Genomic DNA, 19,539 nt, shown 5'->3' with positions numbered 1-19,539 from the left:
CGGGATCCGGTTTGGCAGGCCGGTATAGAGTCTCCCACGTAGGCGTCCGGGTTGGCTGAGTGTCGCCCGCCGCAACCGTTCATAGCGTTCACTCCGCCTGTTCTGTAAGATTTCACCCCCTCCTACTTATCTGTGAGCGCTCCCATTGCTGCAAAACATTCGTGTTGTCCTGGTCGGTACCAGTCACCCCGGTAATATCGGTGGGGCTGCTCGTGCCATGAAAAACATGGGGCTTTCGCGCCTGGTGCTCGTTGATCCGCAGTTTTTCCCTCACCATGAAGCTGATGCTCGTGCTTCTGGTGCTGGCGATATTCTGGAAAAGGCTCAAGTGGTTGCGACCCTGGAAGACGCCTTGGTGGGGTGCAACCTGGTGTTGGGTACCAGTGCTCGCGACCGCCGCATCCCGTGGCCGCTGCTTGATCCGCGTGAGTCCGGTGTGATGGCTGCCGAGCAGGCCGGGCAGGGGGCAGAGGTCGCGTTGGTGTTTGGTCGTGAATACGCCGGCCTCACCAACGAGGAGCTGCAGCGATGTCATTACCACGTACATATCCCATCCGATCCCGAGTTCAGTTCGCTGAATCTCGCAGCGGCGGTGCAAGTGCTCAGTTACGAGGTTCGCATGTCGTGGCTGGCCGCTCAGGGGCAGCCCACCAAGGTAGAGAAAGTTGAAGTGACCTCGGTGCGCAGTGCTGACCTGGCAACCATGGATGAGATGGAAGGCTTCTATGGTCATCTGGAGTCAACGCTGGTGGCTATCGGCTTTCTTGATCCGGAAAAACCTCGCCATTTGATGGCTCGGCTGCGTCGTCTGTATGGGCGTAGCGAGGTGAATCGTTCCGAGATCAGTATTTTGCGCGGCATCCTTACCGAAACCCAGAAGGCTGCGCGTGGCGAACCTTATAAGCGGAAGGAACAATGATGTTCGAGCGTCTGCGAGAAGATATTCAAAGTGTGTTTCATCGTGATCCTGCTGCGCGCAACTCCTTCGAGGTACTGACTTGCTACCCCGGCATGCATGCCATCTGGTTGCACCGGCTGGCACACATCCTGTGGCGCAACGGCTGGAAGTGGCCTGCGCGTGTGGTTTCCAATTTTGGTCGCTGGATGACCGGGATCGAAATTCATCCGGGCGCCAAGGTGGGGCGGCGCTTCTTCATCGATCACGGTATGGGCATTGTGATTGGCGAGACGGCTGAAATCGGCAATGACGTGACGCTTTATCAGGGTGTGACGCTCGGTGGTACCAGCTGGAATGCCGGCAAGCGCCATCCGACCCTTGAGGATGGTGTTGTGGTCGGCGCGGGTGCCAAGGTGCTTGGGCCGTTTACGGTGGGTGCCGGTGCCAAGATCGGCTCCAATGCGGTGGTGACCAAGGCTGTGCCCGCAGGTGCTACCGCAGTCGGGATTCCGGGGCGGATCATTATCAAGTCCAGTGATGATGTGGAGGCCAAGCGCAAGGCAATCGCCGAGAAGCTGGGTTTCGATGCCTATGGGGTCAGTGAAGACATGCCAGACCCGGTTGCCCGCGCGATCGGTCAATTGCTGGATCACCTGCAGGCTGTGGACGGGCGTCTGGAGGGAATGTGCGAAGCCCTCAAGGGTCTGGGCAGCGACTACTGCGCCAAAGAGCTGCCCGAGTTGCGCGATGAGGTCTTTGATTGCGTAAAGGACAAGAGTGAAAGCAAAGTCGGCTGACCGGCCTTGAATCTGGGGCGTGTCATGCGCCCCAGTGTTTGCTATGATGCGGCCGCTCTTTTGTGCTTAATCCCGACTGTTTTGCTAGGTCTTATAGTTGACTTAAATACTCGGGAATAGCATACTCGCCTCTATTCCGAACCTCTGCGGTACACGCCATGCGACTGACAACTAAAGGCCGATACGCGGTAACTGCCATGCTTGACCTGGCGTTACATGCGCAGAACGGGCCAGTGTCTCTGGCCGATATTTCCGAGCGCCAGGGTATTTCCCTGTCTTACCTTGAGCAGCTGTTTGCCAAGCTGCGCCGTGGCAATCTGGTTTCCAGTGTTCGTGGTCCCGGCGGCGGTTACCAGTTGTCCCGTGACATGCACGGCATCAAGGTTGCTCAGGTTGTCGATGCGGTCAACGAGTCTGTCGATGCAACGCGTTGTCAGGGGTTGGGTGATTGCCATGCCGGTGATACCTGCCTGACTCACCATTTGTGGTGTGACCTCAGTGAGCAGATTCACGAATTTCTAAGCGGTATCAGTCTGGCCGACCTTGTCACTCGCCGTGAGGTACAAGAAGTTGCCCAGCGCCAGGATCTGCGTCGCACCAGCGCCAAGACCCAGTACCTGGATAAGATTGAAACGTCCGCCGTTGAATGAGCGTAGATGAATCAGCGGTGCGCCTGCCTGATAGGAGAGATTCAATGAAGTTGCCGATTTACCTTGATTACTCCGCGACGACCCCGGTCGATCCGCGTGTCGCTCAGAAAATGATTGAGTGCCTGACCGCTGACGGAAACTTCGGTAACCCGGCATCGCGCTCCCACGTCTTCGGCTGGAAAGCTGAAGAGTCGGTCGAGAACGCTCGCCGTCAGGTAGCCGATCTGGTTAACGCCGATCCGCGTGAAATCGTCTGGACCTCGGGTGCAACCGAGTCCGACAACCTGGCAATCAAGGGTGTCGCGCACTTCTACGCCAGCAAAGGCAAGCACATCATCACCAACAAGATCGAGCATAAAGCGGTGCTCGACACCACGCGTCAGCTTGAGCGTGAAGGTTTTGAAGTTACCTACATCGAGCCTGGTGAAGACGGCCTGATTACTCCGGCATTGGTAGAAGCCGCGCTGCGAGACGACACTATCCTGGTTTCGGTCATGCACGTGAACAACGAAATCGGCACCGTGAACGACATCGCTGCAATCGGCGAACTGACCCGCTCCCGCGGCGTGTTGTTCCATGTCGATGCTGCCCAGTCCACCGGTAAGGTCGAGATTGATCTGGCCAACCTCAAGGTTGACCTGATGTCGTTTTCTGCACACAAGACTTACGGTCCTAAAGGTATCGGCGCACTGTACGTCAGCCGCAAGCCGCGTGTTCGCATCGAAGCGGCCATGCACGGCGGCGGTCACGAGCGTGGCATGCGTTCCGGTACCCTGGCAACGCACCAGATCGTCGGCATGGGTGAAGCATTTCGTATCGCCAAGGAAGAAATGGCCGCAGAAAACGTGCGTGTCAAAGCCCTGAGCGATCGTTTCTACAAGCAGGTTGAGCATCTGGAAGAGCTGTACGTCAACGGCAGCCTGACTGCTCGTGTGCCGCACAACCTGAACCTGAGCTTCAACTACGTCGAAGGCGAGTCGCTGATCATGGCGCTCAAGGACCTGGCTGTATCGTCAGGTTCCGCTTGCACCTCCGCGTCGCTTGAGCCGTCTTATGTGCTGCGCGCCCTTGGTCGTAACGACGAACTGGCACACAGCTCGATACGCTTCACCTTCGGTCGTTTCAGTACCGAAGAAGAAATCGATTACGCCGCGCAGAAGGTTTGCGAAGCGGTCACCAAGCTGCGTGCACTTTCGCCGCTATGGGACATGTACAAAGACGGCGTCGACATTTCCAAGATCGAGTGGGCGGCGCACTAATTTAAAGCCGCCTTACCGACAGGCCATGTTTAACCTGTAGTTGCATGGCTTGCAGAGCGGCTCCCTGATAGAGGAATAGCATCATGGCTTACAGCGAAAAGGTCATTGACCACTACGAAAACCCGCGCAATGTCGGCAAGATGAACGCGGAAGACCCAGATGTTGGCACCGGCATGGTCGGCGCTCCTGCTTGCGGCGACGTCATGCGTCTGCAGATCAAGGTCAACGAGCAGGGCGTCATTGAAGACGCCAAGTTCAAGACTTATGGCTGCGGTTCGGCTATCGCTTCCAGCTCTCTGGCGACCGAGTGGATGAAAGGCAAGACTCTGGATGAAGCAGAGACCATCAAAAACACTCAGTTGGCTGAAGAGCTGGCGCTGCCACCGGTGAAAATTCACTGCTCCGTACTCGCTGAGGACGCCATCAAGGCGGCCGTTCGTGACTACAAGCAGAAGAAAGGCCTGCTGTAATAGCAGCGTCTTTTTCAAGAGGCTGGTGTTAAGTAACTGGTGTGAGGTAAGGAGTTCCGATGGCTATCAGCATGACAGAAGCTGCCGCTAAACACGTACGACGCTCCCTTGATGGGCGCGGCAAAGGTGATGGCGTTCGTCTGGGTGTTCGCACCACAGGCTGTTCAGGTCTCGCCTATGTGCTTGAGTTCGTCGATGAGGCGCAAAGCGAAGATTCCGTGTTTGAATTGCACGGCGTCAAGGTGATCATTGACCCGAAAAGCCTGGTCTATCTCGATGGCACCGAGCTCGATTTCGTCAAGGAAGGGTTGAACGAAGGCTTCAAGTTCAACAACCCCAACTCGCGCGGTGAATGTGGCTGCGGCGAAAGCTTCAACGTCTGAGGCTTATTGTGGGTACTCCTTGTCATTTCGCTCTATTCGAGCTTCAGCCGAGCTTTCGCCTCGACCTCGATCAGTTGGCGACTCGCTACCGTGAGCTTGCTCGTGAGGTTCATCCCGACCGTTTTGCTGACGCCTCTGAGCGTGAGCAGCGGTTGGCGCTTGAGCGCTCCGCCAGTCTTAACGACGCCTATCAGACGCTCAAGAATGCTCCGAAACGGGCGCGCTATCTGTTAGCGATGCGCGGCGAAGTGCCTCTTGAAGTCACTGTTCACGATCCTGAGTTTCTTCTGCAGCAGATGCAATGGCGCGAAGAGCTTGAGGATCTGCAGGACGAGGCTGATCTGGCGGGTGTCGCGGTTTTCAAGCGTCGCCTCAAGACTGCTCAGGAAGAACTGAACGAAAGCTTTGCGGCCTGTTGGGATGATGCTGCGCAACGCGACCAGGCCGAGCGCCTGATGCGGCGCATGCAGTTCCTCGACAAGCTCTCTTACGAAGTGCGCCAGCTTGAAGAGCGCCTCGACGATTAACTCCGTGCTGCTTCTGGCCGCACGCCTGTGAAATTCTGATAAAGCATGGCTCTACTGCAGATCGCCGAACCCGGTCAAAGTCCTCAACCTCACCAGCGCCGTCTGGCAGTTGGTATTGACCTGGGCACAACCAATTCGCTGGTCGCTGCGTTGCGCAGTGGCCTTTCCGAACCGCTGGCTGATGCAGATGGGCAAGTCATTCTGCCCTCTGCTGTGCGCTACCATGCCGATCGCGTCGAGGTGGGGCAGGCTGCAAAAGCCGCCGCCTCGACAGATCCATTCAACACCGTGCTGTCGGTCAAGCGCTTGATGGGTCGTGGTCTGTCCGACGTCAAGCAATTGGGCGAGCAGTTGCCTTACCGCTTTGTAGGCGGCGAGTCGCACATGCCGTTCATCGAGACTGTTCAGGGGCCGAAAAGCCCGGTGGAAGTCTCTGCCGATATCCTGAAGGTTCTGCGTCAGCGTGCTGAGCAGGCGTTGGGTGGTGATCTGGTCGGGGCGGTCATCACTGTTCCGGCTTATTTCGACGACGCTCAGCGTCAGGCCACCAAAGACGCCGCCAAATTGGCGGGTCTTAACGTGCTGCGTCTGCTCAATGAGCCGACCGCTGCGGCCGTGGCTTATGGTCTGGATCAGAGCGCCCAGGGCGTTGTTGCGATTTATGACTTGGGCGGCGGTACGTTCGACATCTCTATTCTGCGTCTCACTGGCGGCGTGTTCGAAGTCCTGGCAACTGGCGGTGACACTGCGCTGGGCGGTGATGACTTCGATCATGCAATTGCGGGCTGGATTGTCAGTGAGGCAGGTTTGTCTGCCGATATCGACCCTTCTGCTCAGCGAAGCTTGTTACAGGCGGCTTGCACGGCTAAAGAAGCACTGACCAGCGAGGCTTCCGTCGACGTCGAGTACGGCGACTGGAATGGCACGCTGACGCGACAAGCTTTCGAAACCCTGATCGAGCCAATGGTTGCGCGCAGCCTCAAGTCTTGCCGTCGTGCCGTGCGTGACGCCGGTATCGAGCTGGATGAAGTGGAAGCGGTGGTCATGGTCGGCGGCTCGACGCGCGTCCCGCGTGTGCGTGGCGCTGTAGCTGAGTTGTTTGGTCGTCAGCCATTGACGGATATCGACCCGGATCAAGTGGTCGCCATTGGTGCGGCGATCCAGGCTGATACCCTGGCTGGCAACAAGCGAGATGGTGGTGAGTTGCTCCTGCTTGATGTGATTCCACTCTCGTTGGGACTGGAAACCATGGGCGGCCTGATGGAGAAGGTGATTCCGCGTAACACCACGATCCCGGTTGCGCGTGCTCAGGAGTTCACCACTTACAAAGACGGCCAGTCCGCAATGATGATTCACGTGCTGCAAGGCGAGCGTGAGTTAATCAGTGACTGTCGCTCGCTGGCTCGTTTTGAGTTGCGCGGCATTCCGGCCATGGTGGCGGGTGCTGCAAAAATCCGCGTGACGTTCCAGGTGGATGCTGATGGCCTGCTGAGTGTCTCTGCCCGCGAGCTGGGCTCAGGCGTTGAGTCGAGCATCCAGGTCAAGCCGTCCTATGGGCTGACCGATGGCGAAATTGCCCGGATGCTCACGGATTCTTTCGCCAACGCCAGCGATGACAAGGTTGCCCGCGTATTGCGCGAGCAGCAGGTCGATGCCCAGCGCCTCGTCGAGGCAGTCGAAGCTGCGCTTGAAGTTGATGGTGAGCGCTTGCTGGATACCGAAGAGCGCATGGTGATCGACCTGCAGTTGCAGGAATTACGTGAATTGATGCAAGGCACCGATGGCCCTGCCATCGAGCAGCAGACCAAGCGTCTCTCGCAGGTGACCGATGCATTTGCAGCCCGCCGCATGAATATGACGGTAAAAGCCGCTCTGGCGGGGCGCAACCTGAATGACATTGAGGAATAACTGATGCCGCAGCTGATTTTTCTGCCCCATGCCGTGTTGTGCCCGGAAGGGCTGGTTCTGGAGGTTGAGCCTGGCACTTCCATCCTCGAAATTGCCCATGAGCATCACATCGAGATTGAAAGCGCCTGTGGCGGTGTCTGTGCCTGCACTACCTGTCATTGTGTCATTCGCGAGGGTTTTGGCTCTCTGAATGAAGCAGACGAGCTGGAAGAAGACATGCTGGACAAGGCTTGGGGGCTGGAAGCTCAGTCCCGTCTGTCCTGTCAGGCAGTCGTCGGAAATGAAGACCTCACCGTTGAAATTCCGAAGTATTCGCTTAACCATGCGGCTGAAGCGCCGCACTGATTCAAGGAAGTCTCATGAGCCTTAAATGGGTTGATGTGCAGGAAATAGCGATCCAGCTTGCCGAATTACACCCGGATGTCGATCCGCTGTCGGTGAATTTCGTCAAGCTGCGCAATCTGGTTATGAATCTGCCCGAGTTCGACGATATCCCGGACCGCGGCGGGGAAAAGGTCCTTGAAGCCATTCAGGGCTTGTGGATCGAAGAAGCAGACTAAGCTCTGTTACTTATGCAGTTAGGAAATCCCCCAGAACCCGCGTATAATTCGCGGGTTTAATTTTTCGCTTTAATCATCGTTTCTGGAGTTACACCATGGCTGTTCAACGTACTTTCTCCATCATCAAGCCTGACGCCGTTGCTAAAAACGTAATCGGCGAGATCACCACTCGTTTTGAAAAAGCCGGTCTGCGCGTCGTTGCTTCGAAACTGAAGCAGCTGTCCAAGGCTGAAGCTGAAGGTTTCTACGCTGAGCACAGCGCTCGTGGCTTCTTCGGCGACCTGGTTGCTTTCATGATCTCCGGTCCTGTTGTTGTTCAGGTTCTGGAAGGCGAAAACGCTATCGCTCTTAACCGTGAGCTGATGGGCGCTACCAACCCTAAAGAAGCTGCTGCTGGCACCATCCGTGCTGACTTCGCTGATTCCATCGATGCCAACGCTGTTCACGGCTCCGATTCCGAAGCGGCCGCTGCTCGCGAGATTTCTTACTTCTTCGCAGCTACAGAGGTAACCGCTCGCTAAGTCCTGGACTAACGAGTGAAGGGTGAATTCATGATTGCAACGACTGGCAAAACAAACCTGTTGGGTCTTACCCAGCCGGAAATGGAAAAATTCTTCGATTCAATCGGGGAGAAGCGCTTCCGTGCCGGTCAGGTCATGAAGTGGATTCACCACTTTGGCGTCGACGATTTCGACGCCATGACGAATGTCAGCAAGGCCCTGCGCGAAAAGCTCAAGGCCTGTGCTGAGGTTCGCGGTCCTGAAGTCGTCAGCGAGGACATCTCCACCGATGGCACCCGTAAATGGGTGGTACGTGTGGCGTCCGGCAGCTGCGTCGAAACCGTTTATATCCCCCAGGGCAAACGCGGCACCTTGTGTGTTTCGTCCCAGGCGGGCTGTGCGCTGGATTGCAGCTTCTGCTCTACCGGCAAGCAAGGCTTCAACAGCAACCTTACCGCCGCCGAAGTGATCGGTCAGGTGTGGATTGCCAACAAATCCTTTGGCAGCGTCCCGGCTACCGTCGACCGTGCCATCACCAACGTGGTGATGATGGGCATGGGTGAGCCGCTGCTGAATTTCGATAATGTCATTGCCGCCATGCATCTGATGATGGATGACCTGGGGTATGGCATTTCCAAGCGCCGGGTGACCTTGTCTACCTCCGGCGTGGTGCCGATGATCGACGTGCTTGCCGAGCACATCGACGTTTCGCTGGCCTTGTCGCTGCACGCGCCCAACGACGCGCTGCGCAACCAGTTGGTACCGATCAACAAGAAATACCCCTTGAAGATGCTGCTCGAATCCTGCCGTCGCTACATGGCGACGCTGGGTGAGAAGCGCGTTCTGACCATTGAGTACACCATGCTCAAGGATGTCAACGACAAGGTCGAGCACGCCGTTGAGATGATCGAGTTGCTCAAGGACACGCCTTGCAAGATCAATCTGATCCCGTTCAACCCGTTTCCGCACTCTGGTTACGAGCGTCCGAGCAACAATGCAATTCGTCGCTTCCAGGATCAGCTGCACCAGGCTGGATACAACGTCACCGTACGCACCACCCGCGGTGAGGATATCGATGCCGCCTGTGGTCAGTTGGTCGGGCAGGTCATGGACCGTACACGCCGCAGTGAGCGTTATATCGCTGTACGTGAATTGAGTAGCGAGGCGAGTGTGGCTCAAAGCGCTGCGACTCGAACCTGATCGCGAACCTGGCCGAGAGAATCTCAATGTCCGTGCGTGCCGCCCTGCTGCTCTGCTTTTTGACCGCGCTGGCTGGTTGCGTGACCACGGGTAATGTCGATCCGATGAGCACCAGCAAAGGTCGCGACGCTGCACGTCAGGCTTATGTGCAGCTGGGTATTGGTTATCTGCAGCAGGGGCAGACCGAGCGCGCCAAGGTGCCATTGAAAAAGGCGCTGGAACTGGACAGTTCAGATGCGGATGCCAATGCCGCACTGGCTCTGGTCTTTCAGGTCGAGATGGAGCCCGAGCTGGCTGACCAGCATTTCCAGAAAGCGCTGTCCTCGCGCCGGGGCGACGCACGTATCCTCAACAATTACGGCAGTTTTCTTTACGAGCAGAAGCGCTACAAAGAAGCGTATGAGCGTTTTGAACAAGCTGCCGCCGATAACCTTTATCCTGAGCGTTCGCGAGTATTCGAAAATCTGGGCATGACTGCCGTTATGCTGGGTGACCGCGAAGCTGCCGCTGCTCATTTCACCAAAGCCTTGCGCATGGATCGTCAATTGCCCCGCGCATTGCTGGAAATGGCTGAGTTGTCTTACGAAGACAGGCATTATGTGCCCTCGCGTGATTATTACGACCGGTTTAGCCAACTGAGCGAGCAAAATGCACGTAGTCTATTGCTCGGTACGCGGTTGGCAAAAATCTACGAAGATCGCAACAAGGCAGCCAGTTTTGGCCTGCAACTCAAAAGACTCTATCCCGGTACGCCGGAATATCAGCAATACCTGTCGGAGCAATGATGAAAGCGGTGCATCCCGAAGTCGTAGCAGCCACTCGCGTCAATCCTGGCGATACCTTGCGTCAGGCTCGTGAGAGTAAAAACTGGTCGCTGCCAGACGTCGCCCTGAGGCTGAATCTCACCGTAACCTCGTTGAGTAACCTCGAGGCTGGCCACTTTGAAAAACTGCCGGGTCATACGTTCGCCCGCGGTTATGTTCGTGCATACGCCAAGGTGCTGGAGCTGGATCAGGCCGCGCTGGTCACTCAATTCGATCAGTACACCGGCACGGACAGCGCTGGCAGTTCGGTGCATGCATTGGGTCGTATCGAGGAGCCGGTGCGTCTCTCCCACAATATTCTGCGGATCGTCAGCCTGTTGTTGCTGGTGGTACTGGTCGGTGGTGGTTTTTTCTGGTGGCAGGATCAGACGTCCATGCGTGGCAAGGACTCAGGTCTGAGCCTTGAGCACGTTGAAGTCGAAAGCGCTGATGGCACCACCCAGATTCATCCGCTGGACGAGCCTGAAGATCAGGCCGTTGCTGAAGCGCAGACGTCCGACTCGGCGCCGCTGGCCCTGAATCCTTCTACGCCCCCAGTACAGGCACCTGCTCAGGCCCCGGTTCAGACGCCTGTTACCCCGTCGTCGGCTACGCCTCCTGCAGCTTCGCCGACGCATAGCGCGCCTGCGACCGCTCCAGCGCCATCAGCTCCGGTAGTTGCGCCAGCCCCTGCTGCTCCTGCTGTCGCCGCTGAGGCTCCGGTTGCTGGTGCTGGCCAGTTGAGCATCACATTCATCGCTGATTGCTGGACTCAGGTCACTGACGCTGGTGGCAAGGTTTTGTACAGCGGTTTGAAGCGCAAGGGCGACACTCTGGACGTGAATGGCAAGCCACCTCTGAATGTGCGCCTGGGTGCGGCAGCTGGCGCTCAGGTCAGCTACAACGGCATGCCGGTCGATGTAGCTCCGTTCACAACTGGCGCGACTGCTCGCCTGAAGCTGGGACAATAAGTCATGCACGGTGAATCTCCGATCAAGCGTCGCGAATCCCGGAAAATCTGGGTAGGTTCGGTACCGGTAGGCGGCGATGCGCCTATCGCGGTGCAGAGCATGACTAACAGCGACACCAATGATGTCGCGGCGACGGTTGCGCAAATCAATCGTCTGGAAGCTGCTGGCGTGGACATCGTCCGGGTTTCGGTTCCGGACATGGACGCCGCTGAGGCTTTCGGTCGTATCAAACAATTGGTGAAGGTCCCGCTGGTTGCCGACATTCACTTTGATTACCGGATTGCCTTGCGGGTTGCCGAACTGGGTGTCGATTGCCTGCGTATCAATCCGGGCAACATCGGTCGCGAAGACCGGGTGAAGGCTGTGGTTGATGCCGCTCGTGATCGTGGCATTCCTATTCGCATTGGCGTCAACGCCGGTTCGCTGGAAAAAGACCTTCAGAAGAAGTACGGCGAGCCCACGCCTGCAGCGCTTGTAGAGTCGGCGCTGCGCCACGTCGAGCACCTCGAACGCCTGAACTTCAAAGACTTCAAGGTCAGCGTGAAAGCCTCGGATGTGTTCATGGCCGTAGAGGCCTATCGCTTGCTGGCCAAGGAAATTGTCCAGCCGCTGCACCTGGGTATCACCGAAGCGGGTGGTTTACGCTCAGGCACGGTGAAATCAGCCGTTGGCCTAGGTATGCTGCTCGCCGAGGGAATTGGCGATACTATCCGCATCTCGCTGGCCGCTGATCCGGTTGAAGAGGTGAAAGTCGGCTACGACATCCTTAAATCGCTGCGCCTTCGTTCTCGTGGGATCAACTTCATCGCCTGCCCGAGTTGCTCGCGGCAGAACTTCGATGTGGTCAAGACCATGAATGAACTGGAAGGGCGGCTTGAGGATTTGCTGGTGCCGCTGGATGTTGCGGTCATCGGTTGTGTGGTCAACGGCCCGGGTGAAGCCAAAGAGGCGCATGTAGGTCTGACGGGTGGCACGCCGAACCTGATCTATATCGACGGCAAACCGGCACAGAAGCTGACCAATGACAATCTGGTGGATGAGCTGGAACGCTTGATTCGCCAGAAAGCGGCCGAAAAGGTCGAAGCTGACGCAGCCCTTATCGCGCGCGGCTAAACAGAATTGCTAAGGATTTTTTGTGAGTAAGTCTCTGCAAGCCATTCGTGGCATGAACGACATTTTGCCCGATCAGACCCCGCTGTGGCGTCACTTCGAAGGCACGGTCTCGCGTCTGCTGGATAACTACGGTTACCGTCAGATTCGCATGCCTATCGTGGAATTCACCGATCTGTTCAAGCGTTCCATCGGTGAAGTGACCGATATCGTCGAAAAAGAGATGTACACCTTTGCCGATCGCAACGGTGACTCTCTGACCCTGCGCCCTGAAGGCACCGCAGCTTGCGTGCGTGCTGTGCTTGAACACGGTATTACCGGTGGCGGTCAGGTGCAGAAACTGTGGTACATCGGTCCGATGTTCCGGCACGAGCGTCCACAGAAAGGCCGTTATCGTCAGTTTCACCAGATCGGTGTCGAGGTGTTCAACCTTGATGGTCCGGACATCGACGCAGAACTGATCGTCCTGACCTGGCGTCTGTGGGGCCTGTTGGGTATCCGCAACGCAGTCAAGCTCGAACTCAACAGCCTGGGCACCAGCGAGGCGCGAGCGCGTTACCGCGATGCACTGGTCGAGTTTCTGTCCGCACGCCTCAGCGAGCTGGATGAAGACAGCCAGCGTCGCCTGAAGACCAACCCTTTGCGCGTACTCGACACCAAGAACCCTGAAACCCAGGCCCTGCTGGTCGATGCGCCGAAACTGGCGGATTACCTGGACGACGAGTCTCGCATCCACTTCGAAGGCCTCAAGGCGCGTCTGGATGCTGCGGGTATTCCGTATGTGATCAATCCGAAGCTGGTTCGTGGTCTCGATTACTACAGCAAAACCGTTTTCGAGTGGGTAACAGATCAACTGGGAGCCCAAGGCACTGTATGCGCGGGCGGCCGTTATGACGGTCTGGTCGAGCAAATGGGTGGCAAGCCTACCAGTGGCGTCGGTTTCGCCATGGGTATCGAGCGTCTGGTGCTGCTGCTTGAAACACTTGAGCAGGTCCCTGAGGAGATATCCCGTCAGGTTGACGTGTACCTGTGCGCCTTCGGCGAAGCGGCGGAGCTGGCAGCACTTGCGCTGACCGAGCGTGTGCGTGATGAACTGCCGAACCTGCGCTTGCAGGTAAACGCGGGAGCTGGCAGTTTCAAAAGTCAGTTCAAGAAAGCCGACAAGAGTGGTGCGCTGTTCGCGTTGATCCTTGGGGAAGAGGAACTGGCGCAGCAGATCATCGGCGTCAAACCCCTGCGTGGTCAGGGTGAACAACAAAATATTGCATGGGATGCTCTGTCCGAGCACCTGGCCTCCTGCGTTGTGCAGGGTTGAAGCTGATTTACAGCCGATTTAGCGAATAGGAGTATTGGGGTGTCAGGTACTGAAGATGATGAACTGGCGGCAATGAAGGACTGGTGGCAGCGTAATGGTAAACCTCTGGTAACAGGTGGTTTGCTGGCGCTGGTAGTGGTGCTTGGCTGGCAGGCCTGGACCAGATACGAAAGCAATCAGTCGCAAGGTGCTTCGGCGCTTTACCAGCAGTTGCTGGAAACCGCCCTTACGCCGAGTGGCCAGGCAGACACGGCCCGTGTTGCTGAAATCGCCCACAAGCTCAAAACCGAGTTCGGTGGGTCTGCCTATGCTCAATACGGCAGCCTGTTCGTGGCCAAGGTGGCCGTCGATAACGGCAAGCTCGATGATGCAGCGGCCGAGTTGAAACTGGTAACCGACAAGCCTGCCAGCGACACGTTGGGCGAAATCGCCCGTCAGCGTCTGGCGCGTGTATTGGCTGCACAGAACAAGGCCGACGACGCGCTCAAGCTGCTCAACGGCGATGCCGACAAGGCGTTCCTGGCCAGCCGCGAAGAGCTCAAGGGCGACCTGCTCGTACAGCTGGGCCGCACTGACGAGGCCCATGCTGCATACCAAAAAGCCAAATCCGCGCTGTCTGAAGAAGCGGCCGTAGGTGGCTTACAAATGAAGCTCGACGACTTGGCCAAAGGGGATGCGTGACGTGATCCGTTGGAAACATGCAGCATTGCTGGCTCTGGCCATTTTGGCCGCGGGTTGCAGCAGCAACAGCAAAAAGGAATTGCCACCGGCCGAGCTGACCGACTTCAAAGAAGAAGTTGTGCTGCAAAAGCAGTGGAGCCGCTCTATCGGTGAGGGCCAGGGCGAAACCTACAACATGTTGGTTCCGGCCATTGATGGCGACCGTATCTTCGCCAGCGACGTTGAAGGCTTCATTGTCGCGATGGACCGAATGAACGGTAAGGTCATTTGGGAAAAAGATCTTGAGTTGCGTGTATCCGGTGCCGTTGGCGTGGGTTACGGCATGCTCATGGTGGGAACCCTGAAAGGCGAAGTCGTCGCTCTGGACTCCAGCACCGGTGAAGAAAAATGGCGCTCTCGCGTGACCAGCGAAGTGCTGGCTCCGCCTGCCACCAACGGTGATGTGGTCGTGGTGCAGACTCAGGATGACCGTATTGTCGGCCTGGATGCAGCGACCGGTAATCAGCGCTGGATCTACGAAAGCACCCCGGCTGTACTGACCCTGCGCGGTACTGGCGCGCCGATCGTGACCAACCGCCTGGCGGTGGCTGGCCTGTCGACCGGTAAAGTGGTTGCACTGGACACCTCCAACGGCGTGCCGGTCTGGGAGCAACGTGTTGCTGTTCCGCAAGGTCGCTCCGAGCTGGATCGTGTCGTTGATATCGACGGCGGTTTGCTGCTGTCCGGTGGTACTTTGTACGTCGCTACCTATCAGGGCCGGGTTGCCGGTCTTGAGCTGGAAAGCGGCCGTGTGATCTGGCAGCGCGATGCATCGAGTTACTCTGGCGTAGCCCAGGGCTTTGGCAGTGTTTATGCCAGCCTGGCCTCCGGCACCGTCGAGGGTATCGATGAGCGTTCGTCCTCTGCCTTGTGGAGTAACGAAGCGCTGGCCCGTCGTCAGCTGGGTTCCCCGGAAGTGTTTTCCAGCTATGTAGCTGTTGGCGACATGGAAGGCTATCTGCACCTGTTGAGCCAGGTTGATGGTCGTTTCGTGGGCCGCGAGCGCATCGACAGTGACGGCCTGCGTGCTCGTCCGCTGGTGGTTGGCGACATGATTTACGTCTATGGCAACAGCGGCAAGCTGGAAGCCCTGACGATCAAGTAATGGATGTCTATGCTTGATTACGACCCCGCTTCGGCGGGGTTTGCAGCACTCTGAGTGCTGCCCCGAACTCCGGCCGCTGCCCTGCAGCGGCTTTTGTATTTTCTGAAATAACGAAGTGGAGAGCCGCATGGTTCCCGTAATCGCCCTGGTGGGTCGACCGAACGTCGGCAAGTCCACCTTGTTCAACCGCCTGACCAGGACTCGCGACGCCATCGTCGGCGATCTGTCCGGTCTGACCCGTGATCGCCAATACGGTGAGGCCAAGTGGCAAGGGCGCTCCTACATTCTGATCGACACCGGCGGTATTTCCGGTGACGAACACGGCATGGACGAAAAGATGGCCGAGCAGTCACTGCTGGCTATCGAAGAAGCCGATGTCGTGCTGTTCCTTGTTGATGCCAAAGCCGGTTTCACTGCAGCTGACCAGATGATCGGCGAGCACTTGCGCAAACGTGGCAAGCGCTCTTATGTGGTAGCCAACAAGGTCGACAACATCGACCCTGAAATGGCCCGCGCCGAGTTCGCACCATTGGGTATGGGCGATGCTATTCCGGTAGCCGGTGCTCACGGTCGCGGCATCAGCCAGATGCTGGAAATCGCCCTCAGCCAATTCCCGAAAGATGAAGGGGAAGAGGACGAGGAAGGTGAAGCCGAGGTTGTTGCTGAAGGTCAGGAAGCCAAGCGCATTCCGGGTCCGAGTGAAAAAGACGGCATCAAGATCGCCATCATCGGTCGTCCTAACGTCGGCAAGTCGACCCTGGTCAACCGTATGTTGGGTGAAGACCGGGTTATCGTCTATGACGAGCCGGGCACGACGCGTGACAGCATCTACATCCCGTTTGAGCGCAACGACGAGAAGTACACCCTGATCGACACCGCCGGTGTGCGTAAGCGCGGCAAGATCCACGAGGAAGTTGAAAAATTCTCCGTGGTGAAAACCCTGCAAGCCATCAAGGACGCCAACGTGGTGATCTTTGTGATGGACGCTCGCGAAGGTGTGGTTGACCACGACTTGAACCTGTTGGGCTTCGCCCTCGAAGCCGGTCGCGCATTGGTTATCGCCCTGAACAAATGGGACGGCATGGTCCCAAGCGAACGTGATTACGTGAAGACCGAGCTTGAACGCCGGTTGTTCTTCGTTGACTTCGCCGATATCCACTTCATCTCGGCGCTGCACGGCACAGGTGTGGGCAACCTGTATCAGTCGGTGCAGAACTCCTTCAAGTCCGCGGTAACCCGTTGGCCAACCAGCCGCCTGACGCAGATTCTTGAAGATGCGGTCAGCGAGCACGCTCCACCGATGGTCGGCAGTCGTCGCATCAAGCTTCGTTACGCTCACTTGGGTGGTGCTAACCCGCCGCTGATCGTGATCCACGGTAACCAGGTCGAGAAAGTACCCAAGTCCTACGTCCGTTACCTGGAAAACACTTACCGTCGTGTACTCAAACTGGTCGGCACACCGATCCGTATCGAGTTCAAAGGCGGCGAGAACCCTTACGAGGGTAACAAGAACACGCTCACAGACCGTCAGGTCAACAAGAAGCGTCGGATGATGTCGCACCACAAGAAAGCCGACAAGAAGCGTAGAGACAAGCGCTGATCTAACTCTGTTGGAGCCGGGCTTGCCCGCGAACCAGACGCTGCGGTGTGTCAGATTCGGCGGCGTCATCGTTCTTCGCGGGCAAGCCTCGCTCCAACAGGATCTTCATCAGTGGCTATCCTCCATCGGTAAAAAGCTTTCTCAGGAAAAGGCGCTAATAGCGCCTTTTTTTATGCGCGCGCTATGGGCTATCCTGCCTGACCCCGTGCCGCTGTGGAGCCGGGCGTAGAGCAGGAAACAGGCCCGATGATTGACAGCAAGTTGCCCAATGTTGGCACTACTATTTTTACCGTCATGTCTCAGCTCGCAGCCGAGACGGGCGCGATCAACCTGTCCCAGGGTTTCCCCGATTTCGATGGTCCCCAGGCGCTGCGCGATGCATTGAGCCGCCACGTTGCTGAAGGGCACAACCAATACGCACCCATGACCGGTTTGCCTGCGCTTCGCCAACAGGTCGCGACCAAGATTGCGCGCAGCTATGGCCGCCAGGTCAACGCTGAAACTGAAATCACTATTACTCCGGGCGCTACCCAGGCGATTTTCTGTGCAGTCCAGGCCGTGATTCGTCCGGGTGACGAAGTGATCGTTTTTGATCCTTGCTACGACAGCTACGAGCCCTCGGTTGAGCTGGCCGGCGGCCGTTGTGTTCATGTGCAACTGGATGCAAACGACTTCTCCATCGACTGGCAGAAACTGCGTGATGCGCTGAGCCCCCGGACCCGGATGATCATCATCAACAGCCCTCATAACCCGAGTGGCGCGTTGATCAGTCGTGCCGAACTGGACCAACTGGCTGCGCTGATCGCCGAGCGTGATATCTACCTCGTCAGCGACGAGGTCTATGAGCATCTGGTATTCGATGGTGTTCAGCACGTCAGCATCCTGAGCCACGAAGAGTTGTATCAGCGCGCCTTTGTGGTCAGCTCGTTCGGTAAGACCTATCACGTCACCGGCTGGAAAACCGGTTACGTGGTTGCGCCGCCAGCATTGAGCGCCGAGTTGCGAAAGGTTCACCAGTACGTCAGTTTCTGCGGCGTCACGCCACTGCAATGGGCACTGGCTGATTTTATGGCCGAGCACCCTGAGCACGTTGAAGAGTTGCCTGCGTTCTATCAGGCCAAACGTGATTTCTTCTGCGATCAATTACAGGGCTCGCGCTTCACGTTTGATCGTGTTGGCGGTACCTACTTTCAGCTTGTGAACTACGCGCAAATCCGACCGGACCTCAACGACGTGGAGATGTCGCTGTGGATGACTCGTGAGCATGGCGTGGCGAGTATTCCTGTCTCTGTGTTCTATCAGAAACCACCTGAAGGCCAGCGGCTGATCCGGCTGTGCTTCGCCAAGCGTGAGGAGACGTTGCGTCAGGCAGCGGAAAAATTATGCGCGATCTGAGTGAGCTACCAAACCTGAAGGTGGCGTTGGTCCAGACCTCGCTGGTCTGGCATGACCGCAAGGCTAATCTTGAGCACTTCGCCATGCTCCTGGCTCCCATCAAAGGCGCCGATCTGGTGATTCTGCCGGAGATGTTCACAACGGGCTTTTCCATGGCGTCTGAAACCCTCGCCGAACCAGAAGCAGGTCCCACATCCAAATGGATGCTTGAGCAGGCCAGGCTGCTCAACGCGGTGATTACCGGTAGCGTCATCGTCAAGGATGCTGATGGCAGTCACCGCAACAGGCTGTTGTGGGCTCGTCCGGACGGCGAGATGCTGCATTACGACAAGCGCCATCTGTTTCGCATGGCGGGTGAGCACGAGCATTACAGCCCTGGTGAACGGCAAGTGCAGTTCGAACTCAAGGGTTGGCGCATTCGTCCGCTGATTTGCTACGACTTGCGCTTTCCTGTCTGGAGTCGTGACGCGCAGCACACCGATCTGTTGCTCTACACCGCAAACTGGCCGGGCGCTCGACGCATGCACTGGAACCGGCTACTCCCGGCACGGGCCATTGAAAACCTGTGTTACGTCGCTGCAGTCAATCGCACCGGCACCGACGGTAAAGGCTTTGCCTACACCGGTGACAGTCAGGTGCTGGATTTCCAGGGAGAGAGCCTGTTCAACGCCGGAGAGGCTGACGGCGTTTTTGAGGTATCGTTGAACGCTGCGGATCTTGCGGCTTACCGGACAAAGTTTCCGGCTCATCTCGACGCCGATACATTCGAGATTCGCTAACCCCGCGTCGCACGCTTCCTGAGCGTAGTCTTCGGTTGCTTGAACACATGTTTCAGAATATTTCATCGAGTAGCTGAAGTTTTGATAGATACGGCCGATATGGCTGTATCAATCCAGGAGTTGGCCATGACTACCATCAATACAAGCTCGCTTGGCGTTTATTCCAGCGGTTATACAGCTGCGATCAAAACCAGCACAGACTCCAAAACCTCCGACACCAAGTCGGATGAGGCTACTTCGGTTGATGTGAACCTTCGTGGCACTGTGTATCAGACCGGCGACGAAGCGAAAGCGGGTGCCGCAGCTCCGGCAAGTCCTGCAGAGGAACAAATCGAGCGGATCCAGAAGGAGATCAAAGACGTCCAGAAGCAGCTCCTGCGTCAGCAACAGCAGCTGGCCTCGGCTCAGGCGAGCAAAAGCTCGGATCAAGAAAAGGCCGTGCAAGTCATGTCCATCCAGCAGCAGATAGCGGGTACCCAAGCCCAGCTGGCCACCCTGCAGGCTGCGTTGATTACGTTGATGAAAGGCAGTGTAAACACGACGGCCTGATTCTCGCGCAAACAAAAAGGCCCTGAAGCTTTCACTTCAG

The 19,539-nt window shown here is 57.2% G+C and carries 22 protein-coding genes; all 22 read left to right on the top strand.

The genetic code is table 11. The features are described from left to right. Positions 1–145 precede the first annotated feature (145 nt). The 22 genes from trmJ to EE949_RS16740 all read left to right on the top strand — a co-directional run bounded on the left by trmJ (position 146) and on the right by EE949_RS16740 (position 19,499). Positions 146–919, top strand: coding sequence for a tRNA (cytosine(32)/uridine(32)-2'-O)-methyltransferase TrmJ (gene trmJ, locus EE949_RS16845; RefSeq protein WP_122665309.1), 774 nt, complete (start codon positions 146–148; stop codon positions 917–919). After that, on the top strand, positions 919–1,695 hold the full coding sequence (gene cysE, locus EE949_RS16840) for a serine O-acetyltransferase (RefSeq protein ID WP_122665308.1): 777 nt from the start codon (positions 919–921) through the stop codon (positions 1,693–1,695). Before trmJ ends, cysE begins: the two co-directional genes overlap by 1 nt. A 158-nt stretch (positions 1,696–1,853) precedes the next feature. Beyond that, complete coding sequence (gene iscR, locus EE949_RS16835) at positions 1,854–2,345, top strand: Fe-S cluster assembly transcriptional regulator IscR (RefSeq protein ID WP_122665307.1); 492 nt, start codon at positions 1,854–1,856, stop codon at positions 2,343–2,345. Positions 2,346–2,389: 44 nt separating this feature from the next. Next, positions 2,390–3,604 carry an IscS subfamily cysteine desulfurase gene (locus EE949_RS16830; protein ID WP_122665306.1) on the top strand — a complete coding sequence of 405 codons (1,215 nt, stop codon included), beginning with the start codon at positions 2,390–2,392 and terminating at the stop codon, positions 3,602–3,604. An 83-nt stretch (positions 3,605–3,687) separates the two neighbouring features. Then, complete coding sequence (gene iscU / locus EE949_RS16825) at positions 3,688–4,074, top strand: Fe-S cluster assembly scaffold IscU (RefSeq protein ID WP_002552476.1); 387 nt, start codon at positions 3,688–3,690, stop codon at positions 4,072–4,074. A 59-nt stretch (positions 4,075–4,133) separates the two neighbouring features. Then, a complete protein-coding gene (gene iscA / locus EE949_RS16820) occupies positions 4,134–4,457 on the top strand; it encodes an iron-sulfur cluster assembly protein IscA (RefSeq protein ID WP_122665305.1) in 324 nt (107 codons plus the stop codon). Positions 4,458–4,465: 8 nt separating this feature from the next. Beyond that, entirely contained in the window at positions 4,466–4,984 is a 519-nt protein-coding gene (hscB, locus tag EE949_RS16815; RefSeq protein WP_122665304.1) for a co-chaperone HscB, read from the top strand. A gap of 45 nt (positions 4,985–5,029) precedes the next feature. Then, positions 5,030–6,892: a Fe-S protein assembly chaperone HscA gene (hscA, locus tag EE949_RS16810; RefSeq protein WP_122665303.1), complete on the top strand. Its 1,863-nt coding sequence runs from the start codon at positions 5,030–5,032 to the stop codon at positions 6,890–6,892. Positions 6,893–6,895: 3 nt separating this feature from the next. After that, positions 6,896–7,237, top strand: a complete 342-nt coding sequence (gene fdx / locus EE949_RS16805) for an ISC system 2Fe-2S type ferredoxin (protein WP_122665302.1) — start codon at positions 6,896–6,898, stop codon at positions 7,235–7,237. A 14-nt stretch (positions 7,238–7,251) separates the two neighbouring features. After that, positions 7,252–7,452 (top strand): Fe-S cluster assembly protein IscX, encoded by a 201-nt coding sequence (iscX, locus tag EE949_RS16800; RefSeq protein WP_122665301.1) that lies wholly within the window; start codon positions 7,252–7,254, stop codon positions 7,450–7,452. A 95-nt stretch (positions 7,453–7,547) separates the two neighbouring features. After that, the gene (ndk, locus tag EE949_RS16795; RefSeq protein WP_002552482.1) at positions 7,548–7,973 is read left to right on the top strand and encodes a nucleoside-diphosphate kinase; all 426 of its coding nucleotides are present in this window, start codon (positions 7,548–7,550) and stop codon (positions 7,971–7,973) included. Between the two features lie 30 nt (positions 7,974–8,003). Then, complete coding sequence (gene rlmN / locus EE949_RS16790; protein ID WP_122665563.1) at positions 8,004–9,152, top strand: 23S rRNA (adenine(2503)-C(2))-methyltransferase RlmN; 1,149 nt, start codon at positions 8,004–8,006, stop codon at positions 9,150–9,152. A gap of 26 nt (positions 9,153–9,178) precedes the next feature. After that, entirely contained in the window at positions 9,179–9,937 is a 759-nt protein-coding gene (gene pilW, locus EE949_RS16785) for a type IV pilus biogenesis/stability protein PilW (RefSeq protein WP_122665300.1), read from the top strand. After that, complete coding sequence (locus tag EE949_RS16780; RefSeq protein WP_122665299.1) at positions 9,937–10,926, top strand: RodZ domain-containing protein; 990 nt, start codon at positions 9,937–9,939, stop codon at positions 10,924–10,926. The genes pilW and EE949_RS16780 overlap by 1 nt, the downstream gene beginning before the upstream one ends. Positions 10,927–10,929: 3 nt before the next feature. Beyond that, positions 10,930–12,039, top strand: a complete 1,110-nt coding sequence (gene ispG / locus EE949_RS16775; protein WP_122665298.1) for a flavodoxin-dependent (E)-4-hydroxy-3-methylbut-2-enyl-diphosphate synthase — start codon at positions 10,930–10,932, stop codon at positions 12,037–12,039. A 22-nt stretch (positions 12,040–12,061) separates the two neighbouring features. After that, a complete protein-coding gene (hisS, locus tag EE949_RS16770) occupies positions 12,062–13,351 on the top strand; it encodes a histidine--tRNA ligase (RefSeq protein WP_122665297.1) in 1,290 nt (429 codons plus the stop codon). 39 nt (positions 13,352–13,390) lie between these two features. Further along, entirely contained in the window at positions 13,391–14,032 is a 642-nt protein-coding gene (locus EE949_RS16765; RefSeq protein ID WP_122665296.1) for a YfgM family protein, read from the top strand. Further along, complete coding sequence (bamB, locus tag EE949_RS16760; protein WP_122665295.1) at positions 14,025–15,176, top strand: outer membrane protein assembly factor BamB; 1,152 nt, start codon at positions 14,025–14,027, stop codon at positions 15,174–15,176. Before EE949_RS16765 ends, bamB begins: the two co-directional genes overlap by 8 nt. 127 nt (positions 15,177–15,303) lie before the next feature. Then, complete coding sequence (der, locus tag EE949_RS16755) at positions 15,304–16,776, top strand: ribosome biogenesis GTPase Der (protein ID WP_027902635.1); 1,473 nt, start codon at positions 15,304–15,306, stop codon at positions 16,774–16,776. Between the two features lie 246 nt (positions 16,777–17,022). Continuing rightward, on the top strand, positions 17,023–18,171 hold the full coding sequence (locus EE949_RS16750) for a pyridoxal phosphate-dependent aminotransferase (protein ID WP_122665294.1): 1,149 nt from the start codon (positions 17,023–17,025) through the stop codon (positions 18,169–18,171). Next, positions 18,159–18,950 carry an amidohydrolase gene (locus tag EE949_RS16745; RefSeq protein ID WP_122665293.1) on the top strand — a complete coding sequence of 264 codons (792 nt, stop codon included), beginning with the start codon at positions 18,159–18,161 and terminating at the stop codon, positions 18,948–18,950. The genes EE949_RS16750 and EE949_RS16745 overlap by 13 nt, the downstream gene beginning before the upstream one ends. A gap of 126 nt (positions 18,951–19,076) precedes the next feature. Then, positions 19,077–19,499: a hypothetical protein gene (locus EE949_RS16740; protein ID WP_122665292.1), complete on the top strand. Its 423-nt coding sequence runs from the start codon at positions 19,077–19,079 to the stop codon at positions 19,497–19,499. The last annotated feature ends 40 nt before the right edge of the window (positions 19,500–19,539 follow it).

Source organism: Pseudomonas viridiflava, from assembly GCF_900602065.1.
Lineage (GTDB): Bacteria > Pseudomonadota > Gammaproteobacteria > Pseudomonadales > Pseudomonadaceae > Aquipseudomonas.
Note: the sequence above shows the minus strand (reverse complement) of the source record. Positions and strands in the feature narration are given on the sequence as shown.